The sequence below is a fragment of the Bacillus sp. Pc3 genome, from assembly GCF_000815145.1.
In the GTDB taxonomy this organism is placed as follows: Bacteria; Bacillota; Bacilli; order Bacillales; family Bacillaceae; genus Bacillus; species Bacillus velezensis.
In genome coordinates this window covers 1713375-1738701 of sequence record NZ_CP010406.1, presented here as the reverse complement: position 1 = coordinate 1738701, position 25327 = coordinate 1713375, and the positions used below count along the sequence as shown (strand labels likewise).

Here is a 25327-nt window from a genome sequence, read left to right as displayed (position 1 = left end):
CGCTCCTTATCTTTGTTTTTTTTAGCGTAGCACAGCAAAAACAAATATTTAAGATGCATGTTATGAAATGTAACAAAAAATACTAAAAAATCTAAAAATTTTATGAAAAATTATATAGGGCTGATTCGTACCGCACACATCTTAAAACCGGGCATTTTACAGTCCGGATCCAAGGCTTCACCAATTAAGTCGTTGACGTTTTGCGTGTCAGACCAATGGATGGGAACAAACAACGTGTCTTTTCGTACGTTCTCCGACCATCTGCTCCGGACCGTGATGCTGCCCCGGGGGGATTCTACTTTCACGAGAACACGGTCTTCGATATGATAGTCGGCCGCCGTTTTTGGGTGGATTTCCACAAAGGATTCGAAATGTCTTGCAGCCAGGGCGGAGCTTTTTCTCGTTTGGACACCCGTTAAGTAATGAGACATCACCCTTCCTGTGGTTAAATAAAGCGGATAGCCGGCGCTCGGTTTCTCTTTCGGGACGGCCGGTTCATTTGGAATCATGCTTAATTCAGCTCTGTGATCGGGATGGGCAAATGAGTGCTCAAACAATCGCCCGGTTCCGGGATGATCCGCTTCAGGACATGGCCACTGAATGCCGCCTTCCCGCCTGAGCCTGTCATAGGTGATGCCAGAGTAATCAGCAATTCCGCCGCGGCTCGCTTCTCTCAGTTCGTTAAAGATTTCCTCCGCCGACGTATAGGGAAAATAATGCCCTTTACCAAGAGCCGAGGCAATGTAACAGATGATCTGCCAATCATGTTTCGCTTCTCCGGGGCAGGTGCGGCTCGCTTCTCTTAATGTCACGCGGCCTTCTACATTTGTCATCGTGCCTTCGTCTTCCAAATAAGAGGAGGCGGGTAAAATCACATCCGCGAATGCCGCGGTCTCAGAAATAAATAAGTCAACTGCGACAAAAAATCTCAGTTTCTTGATTGCCTGCTTGACGAAATTCGCATTTGGGCCGGAAACACCCGGATTGGAACACATGATAAACAGTCCTTTGATGTCGCCGCTATCTATTTTTTCTATCATTTCATAGGCTGAGACGCCTTTTCGCGGCAGCTCATCCTGATGAATCCCCCACACCTTCGCAATATACGCCCGGTGTTCTTCAATTTCGATAGAACGGTAGCCCGGAAGCTGATCCGCTTTTTGGCCGTGTTCTCTCGCGCCTTGTCCGTTGCCTTGACCGGTAATTGCCCCGTAACCAGAGAAGGGCTTGCCGATTTTTCCGGTGATCAGCACCATATTTAAGAAAGCTTTCACTGCCGCGGTACCGTCAGTCTGCTGTTCGATCCCCCGCGCTGTAAACAGCATGCCGGATGTTTCCTTGGCAAACTTCACGGCGGCCTTTCGTATATGCTCCAAAGGAACACTTGTCTGCTCGGAGATCTCTTTCAGATCCAAAGCGTCGGTATGCCGTTTGAGCTTATCGAATCCGTTTGTGCGGGTGCGGATAAAGTCTTTGTCTGTAAGCTGTTCGTCAATGCAGATTTTGACGAGTCCGTTTGCCAGGGCGGCGTCTGTGCCGGGCTTGATTTTCAGGTGAAGATCGGCTATTTTGGTCGTCGCCGTTTCCCGGGGATCAATGGCGATAATGTAAGCCCCGTTTTCTTTCGCTTTATCAAAATACGGCATGATCGTCGGCTGGCATTCGGCGATATTGGTGCCTGCCAGGATGATGACACGTGTATGCGGGATGTCCGATAATGGATTCGTCAGGCCCCTGTCCGCGCCGAATGTCTGGCCGGCCGCCGTTGCTGCGGCAGACATACAGAGCCGCCCGTTGTAATCGATGTATTTCGTCTGTAAGCCGACCCGTGCGAACTTTCCAAGCAGATAGGCTTCTTCATTTGTAATTGAGGCGCTCCCGTAGACGGCCATCGCATCATTGCCGTGTTCGGTTTGGATCAGATTGATTTGTTCCTTAATGCGATTCAGTGCTTCAGCCCAAGAGACAGGCACAAATTCACCGTTTTTTTTAAGCAGGGGGCGTGTAATGCGGGAAGAGTGCACGGCATGCTGATGGGCATTCATGCCTTTTGTACATAAACGGCCATGTGTCGTCGGATTATCAATGCCGATTGCAGTGTATTTCTTCCGTGCCGCGAAGGTTTGTTCCGTAAGCTGCATTTTGCATTGCATGCTGCAGAACGGGCATTGCGTCTCATATGTTTTTTCCGATTGGACATCTTGCAGTTTGTCACGGAAATAACGGAGCATCGGTTCAGTCAAAAAGCTTCATCCTTTCGTATGGCGTTTTCCCGGCAGACAGGTTTTGCAGCAGGGATATGTCTGAACGGAGATTTTTCAGAAGCTGTGTCCGCATATCTTCTTCAAACAGCATTTCTCTAATATGGACGAGCCCGAGTCTGTCAACCCATTGATAAATCGCTTCGTTGTAGTGAGCCGTTTCGCGATAATATTGAGTAAGGCCTTTCATCATAGCGACGGTACTGTCTTCGTTATCCGTCACACAAAAAAGGCTGCCGGCGCGGGCTTGTTTTCCGCGGACGCCCCCGATATAAATCTCCCAGCAAGTTTGTGTCTGAAGCACGCCGATATCTTGAATGTAAGCATCGGTGCAATTGTTTTCACATGACAAACTGACGGATACATAAGCGGGTACGGCAAGTGTATCGGTATCTCGTTCAATCCTGCTTGCCAGCTCTTGAAAGGAGCGATACTGTCCGCACGAACATGCTCTGATTTGAATCGTCCTGCGGTGCCGGGGAGAGAAAACCGGCATGTTCAGTGCTTTTCTGATGCTTGCAAGGTCATTTGGCCTGATTCCGGAAAGCCTCAGCCGGTGACTGTCAGTCATCGAAACCCCAGGGATGCCGTATGCTTCGATGACGTCTGCGATGTTTTTGAGCTCTGCCGCACTTGTCAGTCCGCCGTACATTTGCGGAATCAGGGTGCATGTCTCTTCTGCCGATATTTCATTGAACTGCATAAAATCAGGCCGCGTCCTTTCCAAGTAATAGTGAAGCGCCGGAATACAAATGCGGCAGCCGTTTTCTGTTTTCCAGCCGATCACTTCCATCACCTCGGCGGCATCAGTGAACGGACGGCGCCGAAGTTCGGCGATGACTTCTTCTTCCGTCAAATCGGTGCAGCCGCAAAACGAAGGCTGGCGGGAGGGTTTTGTGTAATCATCGCTCGCCATATACTTCAGCAAGTCTTCAACGAGCGGCCTGCATCCTCCGCAAGACCCGGATGCTTTTGTCATGTGCTTCACTTCCTCCGCGGTTTTTAAGCCATATTTGTTCACCGCTTCTTCAATGGAGCCCTTGGTCACTGAGCTGCATTGGCAAATGGTTTCATGGGGAGGCATGGATTCAAAGGATATACCGCCTTGATCCGGTTCCATGAGCTGTTTTTTCACGATGGAAATATCTCTTTGCTTCACAAGACTGTCGAGAAGCCGCTGTTTACCGCGCGTGTCCCCGAATAAAATAAAGCCGGCCGGTTTATCGTCCTTAAAGAGCGCTTTTTTGTAGATGCCTGCATGCTCATCATGGAACAATATGCCGGCTGTGTGCTCATCCTCGTGCACCTTTCCTGCCGACCATACATCAATACCGGCTATTTTTAAGGCCGCAGATTGTGCAAAGCCTTGAAACCCTTCGCACGGGACGCCGCATAGATGCTGCGCGAGCACTTTTCCCTGTTCATAAAGCGGCGCCGCCAATCCGTATACAATCCCGTCATGCTCCGCGCATTCACCGACGGCATACACATTCGGTTTGTTCGTCTGCATGAATTGATTGACGATGATTCCTCGGTTCACTGAAAGTCCGGCAGATGCAGCCAATCGGATATTGGGCCTCACACCGGCGGCCATGACAATCAGGTCTGCTTCTATGGAAGAACCGTCTTTGAAACGGATGCCTTCCGCCCGTGAGTTCCCTGTAATGGATGCCGTGTCTTTCTCTAAAAGAAAGACTAAGCCTTTTCGTTCCAGCTCTTTCTGCAGCAGGCGGGATGCCGTTTGATCAAGCTGTTTTTGCATAATGGCGGAAGAGTGGTGAATGACGCTGACGTCCATGCCGAGCTGCCGTAAGCCGACGGCCGCTTCAAGACCTAATAAACCGGCGCCGATGACCGCCGCCTTTTGATACCGGCCGGCCGCATTGATAAGAGATTGGCAGTCTTCTATTGTCCGAAAGCCGTACACACCTTCTTTATCTGCTCCGGGTATGGGGAGAATATAAGGAGAGGAGCCCGTTGCAAGGATGATTTGATCGTAAGTCATGCTGCGCTTTCGATCCGTTGTGACAACCTGCCGTTCTGTATCAATGTCTACAACCGTTTCTCCCGTGTAAAGCGTAATTCCGTTTTTTTCGTACCATTCGCGGCTATTCAGCGTAATGTCATCAAGCGAAACCTCACCTTGTAAAACGGAGGATAAGAGAATGCGATTGTAATTGGGATGAGGTTCGCTTCCGAAAATGACAATCTCAAACATGTCACGGTTCATCTTTAAAATGTGTTCAATACAGCGGATTCCGGCCATTCCGTTCCCTGCTGCAATTAATCTTTGTTTCTTCACTCGCCAAACCTCCTTTGCGGCAGTCTGTAAGTAATCGTTTCTTCTATGAGAAATTATGGCACATTGCCTGATTAACGCATTAAATGTGTCGCATTATCTTACACATGTCTTTTCCGGTGAATGCCGGTCATATATTCTTGATTCAGCAATTTGAAATGATAGAAGACCGGAAAGGAGAATGTTATGAAGCTGTCGGAATTAAAAACAAGCGGTCATCCGCTCACTCTGCTCTGTTCCTTCTTATATTTTGATGTGAGTTTTATGATTTGGGTAATGCTGGGGGCGCTCGGCGTTTATATTTCTCAGGATTTCGGGTTATCTTCTTTTGAAAAAGGGTTTGTCGTGGCTCTGCCGATCTTATCAGGATCTGTGTTTCGGATCATTTTAGGTGTGTTAACGGACAGGATCGGGCCGAAGAAAACAGCCGTGATCGGGATGCTGATCACGATGATCCCGCTGCTTTGGGGGGCATTCGGCGGCCGTTCTTTGACTGAGCTGTATGCGATCGGCATTCTGCTGGGCGTGGCGGGCGCAAGTTTTGCTGTTGCGCTTCCGATGGCGAGCCGGTGGTATCCGCCTCACTTGCAGGGGCTTGCGATGGGGATAGCAGGTGCCGGCAACAGCGGCACTTTGTTTGCGACATTGTTCGGTCCCCGCCTTGCGGAACAGTTTGGGTGGCACAGTGTAATGGGAATTGCGCTTTTTCCGTTGATGGTCGTTTTTATACTGTTTATCGTCATGGCGAAGGACTCTCCTGCACAGCCCGCACCGCAGCCGCTTAAAAACTACCTTCACGTGTTCAGGCAGAAGGAAACATGGTGTTTCTGTCTTTTGTACGGCGTCACTTTCGGAGGTTTTGTGGGATTATCAAGTTTTTTGGCGATTTTTTTCGTTGATCAATATCAATTGTCAAAAATCCATGCCGGTGATTTCGTCACAATATGTGTCGCAGCGGGCAGTTTTTTTCGCCCTGCGGGAGGCTGGATTTCAGACCGTGCGGGAGGTGAGAAAGTTCTGGCTGTACTGTTTGTCATCGCGGCTCTGTGTATGGCGGGAGTCAGCAGCCTGCCTCCGCTTTCAACGGTGATCGTTCTGCTGTTTATCGGAATGATGGCGCTCGGTATGGGCAACGGAGCGGTATTTCAGCTTGTCCCTCAGCACTTTGCAAAAGAAATCGGAATGGTGACGGGAATCGTCGGAGCAGCCGGCGGCATAGGGGGTTTTTTCCTTCCGAATATTTTAGGATCATTTAAGCAGATGACGGGAACTTATGCGATCGGTTTTATCTTTTTCTCATGTATCGCATTGCTCGCATTTGTGCTTGTTCTGGCCGCAGGCTATTTTTGGAGAAAAAGCTATGGCACTGAAAACAGTCCTGCGGATGTTTAAGTTTGGGCGGAAGACACGTATGACAGCGTGTCTTTTTTATGATTGATTATTTTTCACTTGCTTTTAAACGGAGAATATATCAGAATAAATAGTAACCATTACGATTTAAAACAATGTACATCATGATGATAATAAAGCAGGTGCGGGGTATAAATCGTAATCATTCTATTTTGTCAGGAGGCTATTTTATGAAGAAAATTCCGGTTACAGTATTGAGCGGCTATCTTGGTGCCGGAAAGACGACCGTTTTGAATCATATTTTACAAAACCGCAGCGGTTTAAAAATTGCCGTCATCGTCAATGACATGAGCGAAGTAAATATAGACGCGGGCTTGGTGAAGCAGGGAGGCGGCTTGTCAAGGACGGATGAGAAACTCGTAGAATTATCCAACGGCTGTATCTGCTGCACGCTGCGTGAAGATTTATTAGTCGAAGTTGAGAAACTCGCGAAAGACGGCAGATTTGATTATATTGTGATTGAATCAACAGGGATCAGCGAACCGATTCCCGTTGCCCAGACATTTTCTTATATAGATGAAGAAATGGGCATTGATCTGACAACATTCTGCAGGCTGGACACAATGGTGACCGTGGTGGATGCAAACCGCTTCTGGCATGATTTCCAGTCCGGTGACAGCCTTCTTGACCGGAAGGAAGCGGCGGGAGAAGAGGATGAACGGGTGATTGCCGATTTATTAATTGACCAAATCGAGTTTTGTGATGTGCTCATTTTAAATAAATGCGACATGGTCGGCGAAAAAGAGCTTGAACAGCTGGAAACGGTTCTTCGCGCATTACAGCCCCGTGCCAGACTGATCCGGTCCGTCCGCGGAGAAGTGCCCGCCGAATCCATATTGAATACCGGTTTATTTGAGTTTGAGGAAGCGAGTTCATCAGCAGGATGGATAAAGGAACTGACGGCAGGTCATGAAGCGCACACTCCCGAAACGGAAGAGTACGGCATCACTTCGTTTGTGTACTCGCGGCGTCTGCCGTTTCATACCGCTCGTTTTGACAGCTGGCTGCATCAATCAATGCCTGACAGCATTGTGCGCGCAAAAGGAATTGCTTGGTGTGCAACCCGCAACAGTCTTGCGCTGCTGATGTCTCAGGCGGGTCCGGCGGTTTCGATTGAGCCTGTTTCTTATTGGGTGGCGGCAATGCCGAAACTTGAGCAGGAGCAGAACAAACAGCAGGAACCGGAGATTCTGGAAGATTGGGACGACCAATTCGGAGACCGTCATACGAACCTGGTGTTTATCGGAACAGATTTAGATGAAGCAGCCATTACAAAGGAATTGGATCAGTGCCTGCTCACGCCGTCTGAGTTTGATTCCGATTGGTCGCAGCTTGAAGATCCTTTTCAATGGGATATTCAGCGGGCCGAATAACATACCGGCCAAGTTTAGAAGCAGGTGAAAAGGGAAGGAGTGATGAAAAAGGAGCTGACCAAGTGTGAAAGCACTGACATACCAAGGAAAAGAACATATGGAAGTGAAAGAAGTCCCGGCACCCGCCATTCAAGATGAGAGAGATGTCATCGTTCGAATCACCGCAACCGGGATATGCGGTTCAGACCTTCATTTATATAAAAACGGAATACCCGCCGATCCGGGTTATATCGTCGGGCATGAGCCGATGGGAATCGTTGAAGAAACGGGCAGTCAAGTCAAAAAGCTGAAAAAAGGCGACCGGGTCGTGATTCCTTTTAACATCGGCTGCGGAGAATGTCATTATTGCAAGCACCAGATGGAAAGCCAGTGTGATGAATCTAATCCAAATCCTCATACAGATGCCGGCGGCTTATTCGGTTTTTCGGAGTTTAACGGTAATTATCCCGGCGGGCAGGCTGAATATTTACGTGTTCCTTATGCTGATTTCTCTTCTTTTCTGGTTCCGGCAGACAGTGAGCTTGAAGATGAGCAGGTGCTGCTTCTGTCAGATGTCATGCCGACCGCCTTTTGGAGCGTCCAGCACAGCGGAGTGAAAAAAGGAGATACAGTCGTGATTCTGGGATCAGGTCCGATCGGTTTAATGGCGCAAAAATTCGCGTGGAAAAAAGGAGCTAAACGGGTTATCGCAGTTGATCAAGTCCCGCACCGCCTTGAACATGCGAGACGCATAAACGGAGCAGAGACCTTCAATTTTTCAGAACATGATGAGATCGGGAAACTGCTGCATGAACATACGTCAGGGGGCGCGGATGTAGTGATTGATTGTGTCGGAATGGACGGCACGCCGCTTTCAAAAGAAAAAGCAGAGCAAAAACCGAATCAGTTCGGAACGATCAGTCCGATTCTTACAGCATCAGAAGCCGTTAAGAAGTTCGGAACCGTGCAGCTCACGGGCGCATACATTTCTGAAGCGGACGGCTTTCCGCTCGGTGATTTTTTCACACGCAACGTTTCTTTGAAAATGGGCCAGGCACCCGTTATTCATCTGATGCCGATGCTGTATCAAATGATCGAACAAAATGAAATTGATCCGACGGATATCATTACACACAAAATGAGTCTTGCGGAAGCTCCTGCTGCATATGATATATTTGACAAAAAAGAAGATGGCAACATTAAAGTGATTTTAAAGCCATAGCGAGGAGAAACACGATGAATATTTACAGACCGGCGGGATTTTGGATCAGATTGGGAGCCGTGGTACTCGACTATTTAATTACTTCAGTGCCTTTGGCGATTATTTTTATGCTGGCAACAGGAAAAGATCCGAATGAGAGCACAATGATCAGCATCATTTTGACTCTTTATGCTATTTTGCTCCCTGTATACTGGAACGGTTATGTTATCGGCAAAAAGATCTGCGGTATCCGCATCGTCAAAAAAGACGGCACTCAGGTAGGCTTTCTCACTATGATTTTGAGAGTGCTTGTGGGCGGCCTGATATATGGCGTGACGTTTGGAATCGGCGTGATCGTGAGCGCATTCATGGTCGGAATGAGAGAAGACAAACGGTCAATCCACGATTTTGTAGCAGGAACGTATGTCACATACGCGCTGCCGGACGAATCGATTGAAAAGAGCGAATAATTTCGCTCTTTTTTTGCATAAAAAATGGATGAGGGAGCAACATATAACAAACGTTAAAGGAGGAAAGAGTCATGAAAAAAGCTGCATTGTCTTTAGCTGCGTTTTTCATTACAGCAATGGTTTTCACAATGCCGGCACACGCCGCCGGAACAAAAATGCCTTCAACAATGTCACTCACGGAACAGCAGAAAAAAGAAATTGAATCACTTGAAAAAGAAGTGCTCGAAAAACGAAAACATGTTATATCCAAATATGTTGAGTACGGGGTCCTGCCGAAAGAAAAAGCAGAACATATTAAACAGCATATGGACAGGCGCTTTAACATGATGAAACAAAATGGGTTTGTCCCGAAGCCTCCGCCTCATAAATTGGAAAAGCGGCATCATCATTCTTAAGCATCCGGCAAGCCGGATGCTTTTTTGTTTTTATCGGGATTGCTCTGAAACGCGTTTCATAACGTATGATATCAATATCATACGCATCAGGAGGATGAAACACATGATACATAAAAAACAGGGCCTGTTCCCTGATACATTTCTATGGGGATCAGCCTCGGCTGCCTATCAGGTTGAAGGAGCATGGAATAAAGACGGTAAAGGACCTTCAGTATGGGACTTATTCACGAAAATACCGGGTAAAACGTTTAAAGGCTCAAATGGCGATACAGCAGTTGGCCATTATGAGCGTTATAAAGAAGATATCGCCTTGATGGCAGAAATGGGTTTGAAAGCTTACCGCTTTTCTGTCAGCTGGCCGAGAATTTTTCCGAATGGCAGAGGGGAAATCAACGAATCAGGGATCGCATTTTACGAAGACCTGATCGATGAATTGATTTCTAACGATATTGAGCCGGTCCTGACTCTTTATCATTGGGACTTGCCTCAGGCGCTGATGGATGAATACGGCGGCTTTGAATCAAGAAAAATTATTGATGATTTTAATGATTACTGCATTGCGTTATACAAAAGATTTGCCGGCAAGGTGAAATACTGGGTCACGTTAAACGAGCAGAATTATAATTTTCATAACGGGTTTATTACAGCTGCACATCCGCCCGGCGTAAAGGACAGAAAACGATTTTATGAAGCGAATCATATCGCATTTTTAGCTAATGCCAAAGCGATTGAATCCTTCAGACAATATGTTCCTGACGGCATGATCGGCCCGAGCTTCGCTTATTCACCGGCTTATCCGCTTACAAGTCATCCTGAAGACATAACTGCATTTGAAAACGCAGAGGAATTTATGAATCATTGGTGGCTTGATATGTATTGCCGGGGGACTTATCCGCAAATTCCTTTCAATTATTTAAAGGAAAAGGGCTGGGCGCCCGCCATTGAAGCCGGGGATATGGAATTGCTTGCAAAAGGCAAGCCGGATTTTATCGGTGTTAATTATTATCAGACGATTACGTACGAAAGAAATCCTCTTGACGGTGTATCGGAGGGGAAAATGAACACGACTGGTCAGAAAGGGACAAACCAGGATACCGGTATACCGGGTCTGTTTAAAACGAAAAAGAATTCGAACCTCGTGACGAGTAATTGGGATTGGACGATTGACCCGATAGGTCTGCGCATCGGCCTCCGGCGTATAACGAGCCGCTATGAGCTGCCGGTTTTTATAACAGAAAACGGGCTGGGGGAATTCGATAAAATAGAAGAAGACGGCTCAATTCAGGATGACTACAGAATTGACTATTTACGCTCCCATCTTGAACAGTGCAGAGAGGCCATTAGTGACGGAGTTTATCTCATCGGCTACTGCAGCTGGTCATTCACGGATCTGTTAAGCTGGCTGAACGGCTATCAAAAACGCTACGGTTTTGTCTATATCAATCGAGATGAAGAAGATGAAAAGGATTTGAAACGGATCAGGAAAAAAAGTTTTTATTGGTACCAAAATGTAATTGAAACAAACGGTAAAAGTTTATAAAAGTTCCCTGAGAGAAATAAGATTCTCTCAGGGCTTTCTTTTACATTGAGGCTGCATCAATAATATACGTATCCGCATGAAGATCGGATATTTCGGCAGGCACTGAATAACAGGTAAGGCTGTATCGGCCTTTCGGAATATGAAAGAAAAGCCGCTTTGACATCACGCTTTCAATCTCAATTCCATCTTTTACAGCCTCAAAGGGAACAGTCGCTTTTTTCTCATAGGATGGTACCGGTTCACTTGTGTTAAGCCTGAGGACGATAAATGCCCTCGTATTTCTCCTTGCCTCAAATGAAACAGCTCCGTCAGCTTCCGCATATCCTTTTTCAATGGCTTCATCGGTCCAATCGATAACAGGCGGTTCTGAATCTTTTTGGAAGATTGTAAATTGATGATAAGAAATGGCCAGTTCTTGCGGTTTCCATGATTTATTCAATGCGCTGTTCCTCCTGTTTTTTACTTGATTTTAAATAATACTCTCGTTCCGTCGGGATCATTGGTAAGCTGATGTCCGACCCATGAGCCGGCTCCGCGGTTGTCTGCCGGAGAAATATATTCTACGGAGGCGTTATTTCCGCCCTGTTTACAAACCGCCATCGGCCATTCATCTCTATCGTATCCCGTTTTGACGGGCACATGTTTAAGAGATTGCTCACGCCGCTTATGTACTCCGTCTCTGTCAATGGTGCATATGCTGGAATGTCCTTCTTTTATCGCGTCCTTAATATGCTTTGCTGTTTCCGGATATCGATCGGACGGAAATAAGATTACTTTGTCGTAATCACTCTTCTGAACGGTCTGCTCGTTATCTGAGAAAAGATCACCCTTGATCAGGGCCGCGACTGCTCCGGCAATGATGATAAGAACAAGCAGCAGTGCTTTTAATGTTTTCAAGAGTATCAATCACCTCCAGTTTTAATTGCTGTAAAGCTGGTCCAAGAATAAAGCAGAATCGGCCGGCTGTAAAGCTGTTAAAATATATTTCTCAGCCGCAATTCAGCTGAATATCTGTAAAACCATCCGCACAAATCAACTTTATTCATTAAAAATTCAATCAGAAAGTGTTTTTTGCCGTTTCCCTATTCAGAAATGAACGGTTGCGGGTGTATCGTCAATTGACTTATTATAGCGATAAGCTCACCGGCAGGATATCTTCGTCTGCGAGTGTCCGACCCGAAAACCTTGGTCTGCATGACCGTGCGCAACAAGACGATAAAAAGACGGCCATCTGATAAGAAGGCCGTCAGCAAATCATTCCAGATTCGCATGCTTTGTAAACATGTCTGCTGAATTCAATTCTTTTTTCTCCATGATTTTTAGAATAACCGCATCGTAAAACAGCAGAAGAGTTTGTTCGAATAAAGAACCCATCGGCTGAATCGTCTTTCTGTCTCCGCCGGTCTCTTCCTTAGGAGAGCCGGGAATCGTTATTGTAAGATCCGCAAGTTTGCCGAGACTTGAGTCGGGGTTAATCGTTAATGCAGTGATGATGCCGTTAAGGCTTTTGGCTTTTTCAGCTGTATGAAGCAGACTTTTTGTTTCGCCTGAGCCTGAGCCGATGATGACGAGACCGCCTTCTTGGAGGGGAGGGGTAAGCGTCTCACCGACGATGTAAGCGTTCAGACCGATGTGCATCATCCTCATGGCGAACGCTTTAGCCATAAAGCCGGAACGTCCCGCTCCGGACGTGAAGATTTGATCTGCCGATAAAATCTGATTCGCAAGCTTGTCAGCTTCACTGTCGGATATTAATGCTGCGGTGCGGGTTATTTCATTTAGTATTTCATGTAAGTATTCAGTCGTTTTCATGATCCTTGTGTGATCAGCTGTTTCATTTTAGCAGCAGCATCCGCTTTATTGTCAGCTCCCGTAATGCCTCCGCCGACAATGATTAAATCTGGGTTTTGTTTGATGGCTTCAGGAAGCGTATCAAGTTTAATGCCTCCGGCAATTGCGGTTTTAGCGCTCTTGACCGCTTTTTTAATCGCCGTCAGTTCCTCGAATGAATTTTTTCCTTCTGCTTGAAGATCATAACCTGTGTGAACACAAATATAATCAACACCGAGTTGGTCAATTTCTTTTGCCCTTGTTTCAAGGTTTTTTACGTTAATCATGTCGACGAGAATTTTTTTCTGCTGTTTTTTTGCTTCGGCAACCGCCCCTTTGATCGTTGAGTCGTCTGTCGCTCCTAAAACGGTGATGATGTCGGCTCCCGCTTCTGCCGCTTTCATAATCTCGTAACCGCCTGCATCCATGATTTTAAGATCGGCAAGCACTTTCAAGTGAGGAAAGGCTGATTTCATTTCCTGTACGGCTTTCAGTCCTTCATTAATGACAACGGGAGTGCCGATTTCTACAACATCTATATATGGTTCGACCTCTTTCACAAGTTCAATTGCTTCCGGGGTATTTACTAAGTCTAATGCCAGCTGTAATTCCACTGTATATCCACTCCTCTTTTTCATGTATTTCCATTCTATAAAGTGCCCCGTATGTTGAGAAGTACGCACTTTGAAGTCTAATAGTTACTTTGAGGATACTGTCCCCGCAGGCAATGCGCTTTGTTTCAGCAAAACTGCGTGGTAGTATAAACTGATGAAAGTTGTGTAAAAAAGTAAGCGTGTATGAATAGATGATGACCGTACAAAAAGTAAGAGGAAGGAGAATTGTCCGTGAGCCGAATGGATGAGAAAACGTTTAATTGCGAAAAGGAATTGACGCTTGCCGTGATAGGCGGGAAGTGGAAAATGCTGATTATGTGGCACCTGGGAAAAGAAGGGACAAAGCGGTTTAATGAGCTGAAAGCTTTAATTCCGGATATTACGCACAAAATTCTTGTGAATCAGCTCAGGGAGCTGGAGCAGGACCTGATCGTTCACAGGGAAGTTTACCCTGTCGTCCCTCCGAAAGTGGAGTACTCATTAACGGAGCAAGGAGAGACCCTTATGCCGATTTTGGACGCCATGTATAAGTGGGGAAAAGAATATATGGAATTAATCAACATTGATAAAACTGCAATAAAGGAATCTTTTTGAAGTGCTCTATGTAAAATAGAGTGCTTTTTTTGCGGTTTAATGAAATCATATTGCGAACGATTAAATCTCCTGTTTCGGTTCTTGCGCTGTTTTTTCCGGGTCAGCTTACGTACGTAAATTTTTTTCATTCTGCCATAACTGGATATTCGACAGATTTTCATTATAGTTTAAAGATTTTTAATTTTACATAAATAATATTTTTAAAAATAAATTGCGGGATGCCGCAAAATACCCTCTGGAATTGTCGGAATTTTTTTCGGTGTGCCGAATGAAACTTTTCACCCATTTTTCGGTGATAAAAACAATAATTTCATATAAAGTGAACGTAAGTAGATATATAGTAATTCATGAAGAAATAGGTAAACCCTGTTGCTTACAAACATTGGATTCTTGTCTTGATTTCTCATAAATTTGAGCCGCATTTCGGACTTTGCGGGTGAACGGATGACGGATTTCGGCGGTGATTGAATCGGGATTGTTTTGGAGGTAAGTGGTTCTTTTGGCTTGATAATGAGTTAGGGACATTGAGGGAGGCTGTTTCTAAGGGAGAATTGACAATTTTATCTTAAAAAGGGGAGGCGCATACATATGGAAATAACTTTTTATCCTTTAACAAATGCTCAAAAACGTATCTGGTATACAGAAAAATTCTATCCGAACACAAGTATTTCAAATCTTGCCGGGTTCGGGAAACTCATTTCTGATGACGGCGTACAGGCTCATTACGTTGAGAAAGCGATACAGGAATTCGTCCGGCGGTATGAGTCGATGAGAATCCGTCTGCGGCTTGATGATGAGGGGGAGCCCGTTCAATATGTGAGCGAATACCGTCCGCTGACTATCGAACATACAGACATCAGGCGAGCCGGCTGCTCTGCGGACGAGCTGTCCAAATGGGGGCGTGAAGAAGCTGGCAAACCTCTGGCGTTATATGATCAGGATTTATTCCGTTTTTCCGTGTATACCATCAGCGAAAATGAGGTCTGGTTCTACGTTAATGTGCATCACATTATTTCAGACGGGATTTCCATGACGATTCTGGGCAATGCGATTACCGATATTTATTTGGAGCTCTCAGGCGGAGCAAGTGAGGAACAGACGGAGATTCCTTCTTTTATCGAGCACGTGCTGACAGAGCAGGAATATGTGCAGTCGAAGCGGTTTAAAAAGGATCGGGATTTTTGGAACGGGCAGTTTGAGACCGTGCCGGAGCTTGTGTCCCTGAAACGGAGCCAGGCAGATGCGGGTCTTGATGCGAAACGGTTTTCTCAAGAAATTCCTCACGACTTATATGGCCGCATTCATTCATTCTGCGAGGAGCATAAAGTCAGCGTACTATCTCTGTTCCAGTCAGCTCTGATCACTTATCTCTACAAAGTGACCGGCCGGGATGACGTTGTCACAGGTACGTTTATGGGAAACCGGACGAATGCGAAAGAAAAGCAGATGCTCGGGATGTTCGTATCTACAGTTCCTGTGCGGACAAGTGTTGACGGAGGACAGTCGTTCTTGGAATTCGTTAAAGGCCGGATGAAGGATCTGATGAAAATTCTCCGTCACCAAAAGTATCCGTATAACCTGCTTGTCAATGATTTGCGCGCTTCGAAAAGTTCGCTGAGCAGATTGTTTACGGTGGCTCTGGAGTACCAGGTGATGCAGTGGCAGAAAAAAGAGAATCTGTCCTTCCTGACAGACCCTATTTTCAGCGGAAGCGGTACAAATGATATTTCAATTCATGTGAAGGAACGATGGGACACCGGGAAATTGACAATTGATTTTGACTATCGCAGCGACATTTTCAAGGGGGAAGAGATTGAATCTGTTTCTGAACGTTTGATCACGCTGATTGAAGATGCGATTTCATCTCCTGATCGCATAATTGATGAACTTACTCTTCTTTCTGAATCCGAGAAAGAGCAGCTGCTGAAACGGGCCTCCGGCAATCCGGTGAATTACCGCGGGGAGATGACGATACCGGGGCTGTTTGAAGAGAAGGTGAAGTCACTGTCTGACAAACCGGCGGTGGTGTATGAAGGCCGAACATTGTCCTATCGCACATTGCATGAACAGTCAGGCCGAATTGCCGGACGCCTTCTTAAAGCCGGGATATCAGCCGATTCTCCTGTCGCGGTGCTGCTTGGCCGTTCTGAGCGTGTCATTGCGGCAATATTGGGAATTTTGAAAGCAGGCGGCGCCTATGTGCCGATAGATCCTGATTTTCCGGCGGATCGGATTCAGTACATTTTGGAGGACAGCGGAGCGAAGGCTGTTCTGACGGAGGCCGGAATACAGGCGCCTGCAGCGGATGCCGAACGGATTGATTTTGACGAGGCTGTTCAGTATGAGACGGCTGCGGACGGTGTCAGCACACAATCAGACCGGCTGGCTTACATCATCTACACGTCAGGTACAACGGGGCGGCCGAAAGGCGTGATGATTGAGCACCGGCAAGTTCATCATCTGGTGCAATCACTGCAGCAGGAGATTTATCAATGCGGTGAGCAGACATTAAGAATGGCGCTTTTGGCTCCGTTTCATTTTGATGCGTCCGTCAAACAGATTTTTGCCTCGCTTCTTTTGGGACAGACGCTTTATATCGTGCCGAAAACGACTGTAACGAATGGCTCGGCACTGCTGGACTATTATCGTCAAAACCGGATTGAAGCCACTGACGGAACGCCTGCGCATCTGCAGATGATGGTTGCGGCGGGAGATGTCAGCGGAATTGAATTGCGCCACATGCTCATTGGGGGAGAGGGTCTGTCCGCGGCTGTTGCTGAACAGCTGATGACGCTCTTTCATCAATCGGGCAGGACGCCGCGTCTGACGAATGTCTACGGGCCGACAGAAACGTGCGTAGATGCGTCCGTGCATCAGGTGTCAGCGGATAACGGAATGAATCAACAGGCGGCGTACGTTCCGATCGGAAAACCGCTCGGCAACGCCCGTCTGTATATATTGGATAAGCACCAGCGGCTTCAGCCCGACGGCACGGCCGGTGAGCTGTATATCGCGGGTGACGGTGTAGGCCGCGGCTATTTAAATCTTCCGGATTTGACCGCAGAGAAGTTTTTGCAGGACCCGTTTAACGGAAGCGGCCGCATGTACCGCACGGGTGATATGGCGCGCTGGCTGCCGGACGGGACGATCGAATATATCGGCCGTGAAGATGATCAGGTGAAAGTCCGCGGCTACCGCATTGAGCTGGGAGAAATTGAAACGGTGCTCAGAAAAGCCCCGGGCGCGGCGCAGGCCGTCGTGCTGGCACGGCCGGATCAGCAGGGCAGCTTAGATGTCTGCGCATATATCGTTCAGGAAAAAGGAACCGAGTTTCACCCTGCCGAGTACAGGGAGTATGTGTCCAAGCACCTTCCTGATTACATGGTGCCCGCTTACTTTACAAAAACGGACGAAATTCCGCTCACGCCAAGCGGGAAGGCGGACCGCAAAAAGCTGTTTGCGCTTGATGTGCAGGCTGTCAGCTCATCTGAATATGCCGCGCCGAGAAATGAAACGGAGGAAACACTTGCCGTCATCTGGCAGGAAGTTCTCGGAATGGACAAGGCGGGCATTTATGATCATTTCTTCGAGTCAGGCGGTCATTCATTAAAGGCAATGACGCTTCTGACGAAAATTCATAAGCAAATGGGCGTTGAAATTCCGCTGCAATACTTGTTTGAGCATCCGACGATTGCGGCGCTTGCCGATTATGCGGAAAACCGAAACGAAGGACCGGCATTCAGTGCAATTGAGCCGGCTGAGAAGCAGGCGAGCTATCCGCTTTCGCTCGCTCAGCAGCGGACTTATATCGCAAGCCAATTTGAAGACGCGGGAATCGGATATAACATGCCGGCTGCGGCCATGATTGAGGGCGCTTTAGACCGTGAAAAGCTTGAGCGTGCATTTTCTGCCTTAATCAGCAGGCATGAAGCGCTCAGAACATCGTTTCAATCAGAGGATGGCACGCCGAGACAAGTGATTGGCGAGCATGTTCCGTTTCATATTGAAATGATCGAAGCGCGCGGAAGAACGAATGAACAGGTCATGAAGGACTTTGTGCGCCGTTTTGATTTATCTGAGGCGCCGCTGTTCAGAATCGGCCTGCAAACGCTCGGTCACAATCGCCATATGCTGCTGTTTGATATGCATCACCTGATTTCTGACGGGGTGTCTATTTCCATAATGCTGAAGGAACTGGCTGACATCTACGGCGGAAATCAGCTGCCTGAATTGCGCATTCAATATAAAGATTATGCCGTATGGCAGGCGGAACGGGCGAAAGAAGGCTACAAGAAGGAGCGGGCGTACTGGAAAGAAGTCTTCAGCGGCGAACTGCCGGTGCTTCAGCTGCTCCCTGATTATCCGCGGCCGCAGGTGCAAAGCTTTGAAGGTGACCGCGTGTCCGCCAAGCTGCCGAAAATGCTGCGGGAACGGCTGCAGAAGCTTGCCGAGAAAAACGGAGCCACCCTTTACATGGTGCTGTTATCGGCATACTATACGCTGCTTTCTAAGTATTCGGGACAGGAAGACATCATCGTGGGAACACCGTCAGCGGGAAGAAATCACTCCGATACCGAGGGGCTCATCGGGATGTTTGTCAACACGCTTGCGCTGCGAAGCTCCGTGAAGCAGGATCAGACATTTGCCGGCTTGTTAGGTCATGTGCGCAAGCAGGTGCTGGATGCGTTTTCTCATCAGGATTATCCGTTTGAGTGGCTGACCGAGGAGCTGAACGTGCCCCGGGACATGAGCAGGCATCCGATATTTGACACGATGTTCAGTCTGCAAAACGCCTCGGACGGAATTCCGGAGATCGGTAATCTGACGCTGTCTCTTCATGAAACAAACTTCAACATCGCCAAATTCGACCTGACCATGCAGGCTCGGGAAACAGCGGAAGGCATTGCGCTTGATTTGGATTATTGCACGAAGCTGTTTAAGCGCTCAACTGCGGATCGCATGCTTGCGCACTATGTCCGTCTGCTGGAGAGCGCGGCAGCTCAGCCGGATGCGAAAATCAGCGAATATGATCTGCTTTCTGAACGGGAGGCTTTGAATCAATTACAGCGGTTCAACCCGGAACGCACGGCATATCCGAAAGAGCAAACGATCGTGCAGATCTTTGAAGAACAGGCCCGAAAGAACCCTGACCGGACGGCTCTTCAGTTCGAAGGGGAAACCCTGTCGTATCAGCAGCTGAATGAACGCGCCAACAGGCTTGCGCGGCATATTCTTTCGGTCGGAGGCGGCGGAAAAACCGCGGCTGTTCTGTGTGAACGGTCAATGGATATGATTGTTTCCATTATGGCTGTGTTAAAAGCGGGGTCCGCCTATGTGCCGATTGATCCTGAGCATCCGGTTCAGCGGATTCAGCATTTCTTCCGCGACAGCGGGGCGAATGTGCTCCTGACTCAGCAAAGCCTCAAGCCGGTTGCGGAAAAGGCCGGTTTTCAAGGCGTCATTGTGCTTGCTGATGATGAGGCGAGCTATGAAAAGGACTCTCACAATCCAGCATTGCCGTTTGATTCCAAAACGATTGCCAATCTCACTTATACATCAGGCACGACGGGAACGCCGAAAGGAAACATCGTCACACATGCCAACATTTTGCGGACGGTAAAAAACACGAACTATTTGACTGTTTCTGAAGAGGACACAGTGCTCGGTCTGTCAAACTACGTTTTTGACGCTTTTATGTTTGATATGTTCGGTTCGCTGTTAAACGGTGCAAAGCTTGTGATCGTCCCGAAAGATACGGTGCTGGATATGTCACGCCTGTCCCGTGTGATCAAACGTGAGAACGTCAGCATTCTGATGATTACGACGGCCCTGTTCCACCTGCTTGTTGATATGGAGCCGTCCTGTCTGACGACGCTTCGGAAAATCATGTTCGGGGGCGAAAGAGCGTCTGTAGAACATGTCAAAAAGGCGCTTGCGGCAGTCGGAAAAGGAAGACTGCTTCATATGTACGGCCCGTCGGAAAGCACGGTGTTTGCGACATACCATCCGGTGGATGTGATTGAAGAAGATACGCTCTCCGTTCCGATCGGGAAACCGGTCAGCAATACGGAAGTCTTCATCATGAACTCAGCCGGACGCATTCAGCCGGCGGGTATCGCGGGAGAGTTGTGCGTCAGCGGTGAAGGTCTCGTAGAAGGCTACTACAACCGTCCTGAACTGACGGAAGAAAAATTTGTAAAGCATCCGTTTAAGGAAGGTGAACGGATGTATAAAACGGGCGACTTGGCCAGATGGCTTCCGAATGGCGATATCGAGTTTATCGGACGTATCGACCATCAGGTGAAAATCCGCGGTCAGCGGATTGAGCTTGGCGAAATTGAGCATCAGCTCCAAAGCCATGACCAGATTCAGGAATGCATTGTGCTCGCTGTGGATCAGGGCGCGGGTGACAAACTTCTTTGCGCGTATGTTGTCGGCCTCAGGGAAATCTCTTCCCGGGAGCTCAGGGAGCATACGGCGAAGGATCTTCCGGCTTATATGATTCCGTCCGTCTTTATTCAATTGGATGAACTGCCTCTTACAGGGAACGGAAAAATCGACAGGCGGGCGCTGCCGATGCCGGATGTGACCGCAGCGAATGCCGTGTCATATACGGCGCCGCGCAATGAAACAGAACAAAAACTGGCGGATATTTGGGCTGAGGTGCTGCAAATGGAGCGGGTCGGCGTCCATGATCAGTTCTTTGAGATCGGGGGCCACTCGTTAGCGGGGATGAAACTGCTGGCCCTTATCCAGAAGACATTCGGCGTGCAGCTTACCTTAAAGGATCTGTTCACTTCTCCGACGGCCGCGGGGCTGGCGCAGCTGATTGAAGGGGCTGAGCGGAAGGCTGCTGAGAGCATCGCACCGGCGACCGAGCGGGAAACGTATCCGGTTTCTTCACCGCAGAAGCGGATGTTCGTGCTTCAGCAGCTGGAAGGCGCTGAAACAAGCTATAACATGCCGTCTGTGCTCCGCTTAAAAGGAAAGCTTGATGCAGAAAAGCTGAAATCCGTCATGAAACAGCTGACAGAACGCCATGAAGCCTTCAGAACGACATTTGACATAAAGGATGGAGAAACGGTTCAGCGCATATGGACGGAAGCTGATATCAACATGGAATATTATGAAGCCTCTGAAGAAGATGCTGAACGGATTATTCAGAGCTTTATCCGGCCGTTCCGCCTGGATCAGCTTCCTCTCGTCAGAACGGGACTGGTCAAGCTGGCTGAACATGACCACCTGCTGCTGTTTGACATGCACCATATCATTTCGGACGGCGCTTCAGTCGGCGTGCTGATAGATGAACTGTCCCGCTTGTATGGCGGTGAAACGCTTGAGCCGCTGCGGATTCATTATAAAGACTATGCGGTATGGCAGCAGAAATTTATTCAATCAGAGCAGTACCGCAAGCAGGAGGAGCATTGGCTTCGGGAGCTTGACGGCGAGCTTCCGGTATTGACGCTGCCGGCTGATTACAGCCGTCCGGCCGTGCAAACCTTTGAAGGAGACAAGCTGGTCTTTTCTCTGACTGAGGAACAGACGTCGGCTCTTCGCAGTCTTGCGAAACAAACGGATTCTACCATGTACATGGTGCTGCTGGCGACATACAGCGCCTTTCTCTCAAAACTGAGCGGACAGCATGACATCATTGTCGGCTCGCCGGTTGCGGGACGGTCACATGCGGATCTCGCAAACGTCATCGGTGTTTTTGTGAATACACTCGCGCTTCGTACGTATCCGGAAGCGGACAAAACGTTCACAGACTATCTTAAAGAAGTAAAACAAACCGCTTTACATGCATTTGACGCGCAGGATTATCCGCTTGAAGACCTTCTGCAAAAGGTTGAGGTGCAGCGTGATACGAGCCGAAATCCGCTGTTCGATGCGGTATTCTCAATGCAAAATGCAAATGCGGAAGATCTGGTCATGGAAGGAATTGAGCTGAAGCACCATCCGTTTGACAGAAAAACAGCCAAGTTTGACCTGACAATGACGGCTGAGGACACAGACGAAGGCTTAACGTTTGTGCTTGAATATAACACCGCGCTGTTTAAACCGGAAACGGCAGAGACATGGAAGCATTACTGGCTTCAACTGTTAGAAGCCGCAGCGGAAAATCCGGCTGCGAAGCTTTCTGAGCTTTCATTGGTGAATAAAACAGAAAAACAAGCTCTCCTTGACGCATGGAAAGGAAAAACACTTTCTGTACCGCGGGACAAAACCGTTCACCGTCTCTTTGAAGAAACGGCCGCCCGCTACGCGAACCGGCCGGCCGCGGCATACAACGGCGCGAAATGGACGTACGGCGAGCTGAACGCAAGGGCGAATCGCATCGCGCGCATTCTCATGGACTGCGGCGTCACGGCTGACGAACGTGTCGGCATTTTGACGAAACCGTCCTTGGAAATGGCCGCGGGCGTACTCGGCGTCCTGAAAGCGGGCGCGGCATTTGTGCCGATTGACCCCGACTACCCGGAAGAGCGCATCAGCTACATTCTGCAGGACAGCGGCGCCAAGCTTCTTCTCACACAGGAAGCGCTCGACGTGCCGGAAAGCTACAACGGAGAAACGATTCTGCTTGACGGCAGCCGCTCCATTCTGAGCCTGCCGCTTGATGAAAACGATGAAGCGAACCCGCAGACGGAAACAACGGCGGATCATCTCGCTTATATGATTTACACATCAGGAACGACCGGACAGCCGAAGGGTGTCATGGTCGAGCACCATGCGCTGGTGAACCTGTGCTTCTGGCATCACGACGCATTCGCCATGACGGCGGATGATAAAAGCGCCAAATACGCGGGCTTCGGTTTTGACGCCTCCATCTGGGAGATGTTCCCGACATGGACCATCGGCGCGGAGCTTCACGTCATTGACGAAGCGATCCGGCTGGATATCACCCGCTTAAATCACTATTTCGAAGAGCACGGCGTGACCATCACCTTCCTGCCGACGCAGCTGGCCGAACAATTTATGGAGCTGGAAAATACCTCTCTCCGCATGCTTCTCGTCGGCGGCGACAAGCTGAAGCGGGCGGTGAAACAGCCGTACACGATCGTCAACAACTACGGCCCGACGGAAAACACCGTCGTCGCGACAAGCGGCGTCATCAATCCGGAGGAAGGATCGCTTTCGATCGGACGGGCGATTGCCAATACGAGAGTTTATATTCTCGGCGACGGCGATCAGGTGCAGCCGGAAGGCATTGCCGGTGAATTGTGCGTGGCCGGCCGCGGTCTGGCGCGCGGATACCTGAACCGTGAAGAAGAAACGGCGAAGCGGTTTACCGCAGATCCGTTCGTGCCGGGCGAGCGCATGTACCGGACCGGCGACCTCGTCAAATGGAACGCGCAGTGCGGCATCGAATACATCGGGCGTATTGACCAGCAGGTCAAAGTGCGGGGCTACCGGATCGAGCTTTCAGAAATCGAAGTCCGCCTCGCCCAGCTTGCGGACGTTCATGACGCAGCGGTGACGGCCGTGGAAGACAAAGCGGGCAATACCGCGCTTTGCGCCTATGTCGCGCCTCAGCAGGACGATATTGAAGCGCTCAAGTCCGCGCTGAAAGACACGCTGCCTGACTACATGGTGCCGGCTTTCTGGGTGGAGATGGACGAGCTTCCGGTCACCGCAAACGGAAAGATTGACAAAAAAGCCCTGCCGGCGCCTGACATTGAAGCGGGAAGCGCCGCGTACAAAGCGCCGGAAACGGAGATGGAGACGCTGCTTTCCGACATTTGGCAGGAAGTGCTCGGTCTTGACCAGATCGGCGTAAGCGATAATTTCTTCACGCTCGGCGGGGACTCGATCAAAGGCATCCAAATGGCGAGCCGTCTGAACCAGCACGGCTACAAGCTGGAGATGAAAGATCTCTTCCAGCACCCGACCATCGAAGAGCTCGTCTCCTATGTGGAGCGGACGGAAGGCAAGCAGGCCGACCAGGGCCCTGTCGAAGGCGAAGCGGACTTAACGCCGATCCAGCGCTGGTTCTTTGAAAGTAACTTCACGGACAAACACCACTGGAACCAATCCGTCATGCTTCACGCGAAAGACGGCTTTGATCCGGAGATAACAGAAAAAACATTACATGTCCTGACGGTGCACCATGATGCGCTCCGGATGATTTATCGTGAACAAAAACCGTATTACAGAGGGCTTGAGGATGCGTCTGTTGAACTGAACGTCTTTGAGCTGAACGGACCTGCTGAAGACCATGAGGACCGTATCGAAAGGGAAGCAGACCGTCTTCAAAGCAGTATTTCACTGGAAACAGGACATCTCTTGAAAGCCGGGCTCTTCCGGGCTGAAGATGGAGACCACCTTCTTCTCGCAATCCATCACTTAGTCGTGGATGGTGTATCTTGGCGGATTTTACTGGAGGACTTTACGTCCGTGTATACGCAGCTGAAGCAAGGCAATGAACCGGCGCTACCGCCGAAAACACATTCATTCGCCGAGTTTGCCGAGAGAATCAAAGAATACGCAAATACGAAGGCGTTTCTGAAAGAAGCGGATTACTGGAGAGAGCTTGAGAAAAAAGAGGTATGCACTCAGCTTCCGAAAGACAGGCAGTCTGGTGATCAGCGCATGAGACATACGAGAACGGTCAGCTTCTCTCTGACGCCTGAACAAACTGAACAGCTGACGACAAACGTACATGAAGCCTATCACACCGAAATGAACGACATCCTGCTCACGGCGCTCGGACTGGCGCTGAAAGAGTGGACGGGTGAAGACACGATCGGCGTTCATTTGGAAGGCCACGGACGCGAAGACATTCTTGACGGCCTGAATATCACCCGGACGGTCGGATGGTTTACGAGCATGTATCCGATGATCCTTGAGATGAAGCATTCCGACGATCTTTCATATCAGCTGAAACAAATGAAAGAAGACATCAGACACATCCCGAACAAAGGAGTCGGCTACGGCATTCTGCGTTATGTAACGGCGCCTGAGCATAAAGAGAATCTTTCATTTGAGATTGATCCGGATATCAGCTTTAACTACTTAGGCCAGTTTAATGAGATGTCGGATTCCGGCTTATTTACAAGATCCGGGATGCCGTCAGGACAATCGCTGAGCCCTGACACAGAGAAGCCGAATGCGCTTGATATTGTCGGATTTATAGAAAATGGGCAGATGACGATGACGTTTGCCTATCATTCTCTCGAATTTCATGAAAAAACCATTCAATCGTTCAGTGACAGTTTTAAAGGGCACCTCTTGAAAATCATAGATCACTGCCTGGCCCAAGACGGACCTGAGCTTACGCCTAGCGATCTTGGCGATGATGATCTGACGCTTGATGAACTTGATAAATTAATGGAAATTCTCTAACAGAAAAGACAGAGGTGA

The 25327-nt window shown here is 48.7% G+C and carries 14 protein-coding genes; 8 read left to right on the top strand and 6 right to left on the bottom strand.

Annotation, left to right across the window (positions count from 1 at the left end):
* Positions 1-110 precede the first annotated feature (110 nt).
* Positions 111-2243: an assimilatory nitrate reductase catalytic subunit NasC gene (nasC, locus tag SB24_RS08045; RefSeq protein ID WP_039252838.1), complete on the bottom strand. Its 2133-nt coding sequence runs from the start codon at positions 2241-2243 to the stop codon at positions 111-113.
* Positions 2236-4563 (bottom strand): nitrite reductase large subunit NirB, encoded by a 2328-nt coding sequence (nirB, locus tag SB24_RS08040; protein ID WP_039252836.1) that lies wholly within the window; start codon positions 4561-4563, stop codon positions 2236-2238. Before nirB ends, nasC begins: the two co-directional genes overlap by 8 nt.
* Before the next feature lie 183 nt (positions 4564-4746).
* Here nirB and SB24_RS08035 point away from each other — a divergent pair, with 183 nt between their 5' ends.
* The 6 genes from SB24_RS08035 to SB24_RS08010 all read left to right on the top strand — a co-directional run bounded on the left by SB24_RS08035 (position 4747) and on the right by SB24_RS08010 (position 10928).
* Positions 4747-5952 (top strand): MFS transporter, encoded by a 1206-nt coding sequence (locus tag SB24_RS08035; protein WP_039252833.1) that lies wholly within the window; start codon positions 4747-4749, stop codon positions 5950-5952.
* Positions 5953-6140: 188 nt separating this feature from the next.
* Positions 6141-7343 (top strand): GTP-binding protein, encoded by a 1203-nt coding sequence (locus tag SB24_RS08030; protein ID WP_039252831.1) that lies wholly within the window; start codon positions 6141-6143, stop codon positions 7341-7343.
* Between the two features lie 64 nt (positions 7344-7407).
* Positions 7408-8544, top strand: a complete 1137-nt coding sequence (locus SB24_RS08025) for a zinc-dependent alcohol dehydrogenase (protein ID WP_025284207.1) — start codon at positions 7408-7410, stop codon at positions 8542-8544.
* 14 nt (positions 8545-8558) lie between these two features.
* Positions 8559-8993, top strand: coding sequence for an RDD family protein (locus SB24_RS08020; RefSeq protein WP_012116767.1), 435 nt, complete (start codon positions 8559-8561; stop codon positions 8991-8993).
* A gap of 116 nt (positions 8994-9109) precedes the next feature.
* On the top strand, positions 9110-9388 hold the full coding sequence (locus SB24_RS08015) for a YckD family protein (protein ID WP_263612330.1): 279 nt from the start codon (positions 9110-9112) through the stop codon (positions 9386-9388).
* Positions 9389-9491: 103 nt separating this feature from the next.
* Positions 9492-10928 (top strand): glycoside hydrolase family 1 protein, encoded by a 1437-nt coding sequence (locus SB24_RS08010; protein ID WP_015416781.1) that lies wholly within the window; start codon positions 9492-9494, stop codon positions 10926-10928.
* Between the two features lie 40 nt (positions 10929-10968).
* Here SB24_RS08010 and comJ read toward each other — a convergent pair whose 3' ends face one another.
* The 4 genes from comJ to hxlA all read right to left on the bottom strand — a co-directional run bounded on the left by comJ (position 10969) and on the right by hxlA (position 13372).
* A complete protein-coding gene (gene comJ, locus SB24_RS08005) occupies positions 10969-11367 on the bottom strand; it encodes a competence protein ComJ (protein ID WP_039252825.1) in 399 nt (132 codons plus the stop codon).
* 20 nt (positions 11368-11387) lie between these two features.
* Positions 11388-11825: a NucA/NucB deoxyribonuclease domain-containing protein gene (locus SB24_RS08000; protein WP_003156588.1), complete on the bottom strand. Its 438-nt coding sequence runs from the start codon at positions 11823-11825 to the stop codon at positions 11388-11390.
* 357 nt (positions 11826-12182) lie between these two features.
* Positions 12183-12740 (bottom strand): 6-phospho-3-hexuloisomerase, encoded by a 558-nt coding sequence (gene hxlB / locus SB24_RS07995; RefSeq protein ID WP_039252823.1) that lies wholly within the window; start codon positions 12738-12740, stop codon positions 12183-12185.
* Positions 12737-13372: a 3-hexulose-6-phosphate synthase gene (gene hxlA / locus SB24_RS07990; RefSeq protein WP_015416785.1), complete on the bottom strand. Its 636-nt coding sequence runs from the start codon at positions 13370-13372 to the stop codon at positions 12737-12739. The genes hxlB and hxlA overlap by 4 nt, the downstream gene beginning before the upstream one ends.
* A 231-nt stretch (positions 13373-13603) precedes the next feature.
* Between hxlA and SB24_RS07985 the strand changes: the two genes are divergently transcribed.
* Together SB24_RS07985 and srfAA are read left to right on the top strand one after the other, a co-directional pair.
* A complete protein-coding gene (locus SB24_RS07985) occupies positions 13604-13966 on the top strand; it encodes a transcriptional activator HxlR (RefSeq protein WP_014304320.1) in 363 nt (120 codons plus the stop codon).
* Positions 13967-14554: 588 nt separating this feature from the next.
* Complete coding sequence (gene srfAA / locus SB24_RS07980; RefSeq protein ID WP_039252819.1) at positions 14555-25309, top strand: surfactin non-ribosomal peptide synthetase SrfAA; 10755 nt, start codon at positions 14555-14557, stop codon at positions 25307-25309.
* Positions 25310-25327 lie beyond the last annotated feature (18 nt).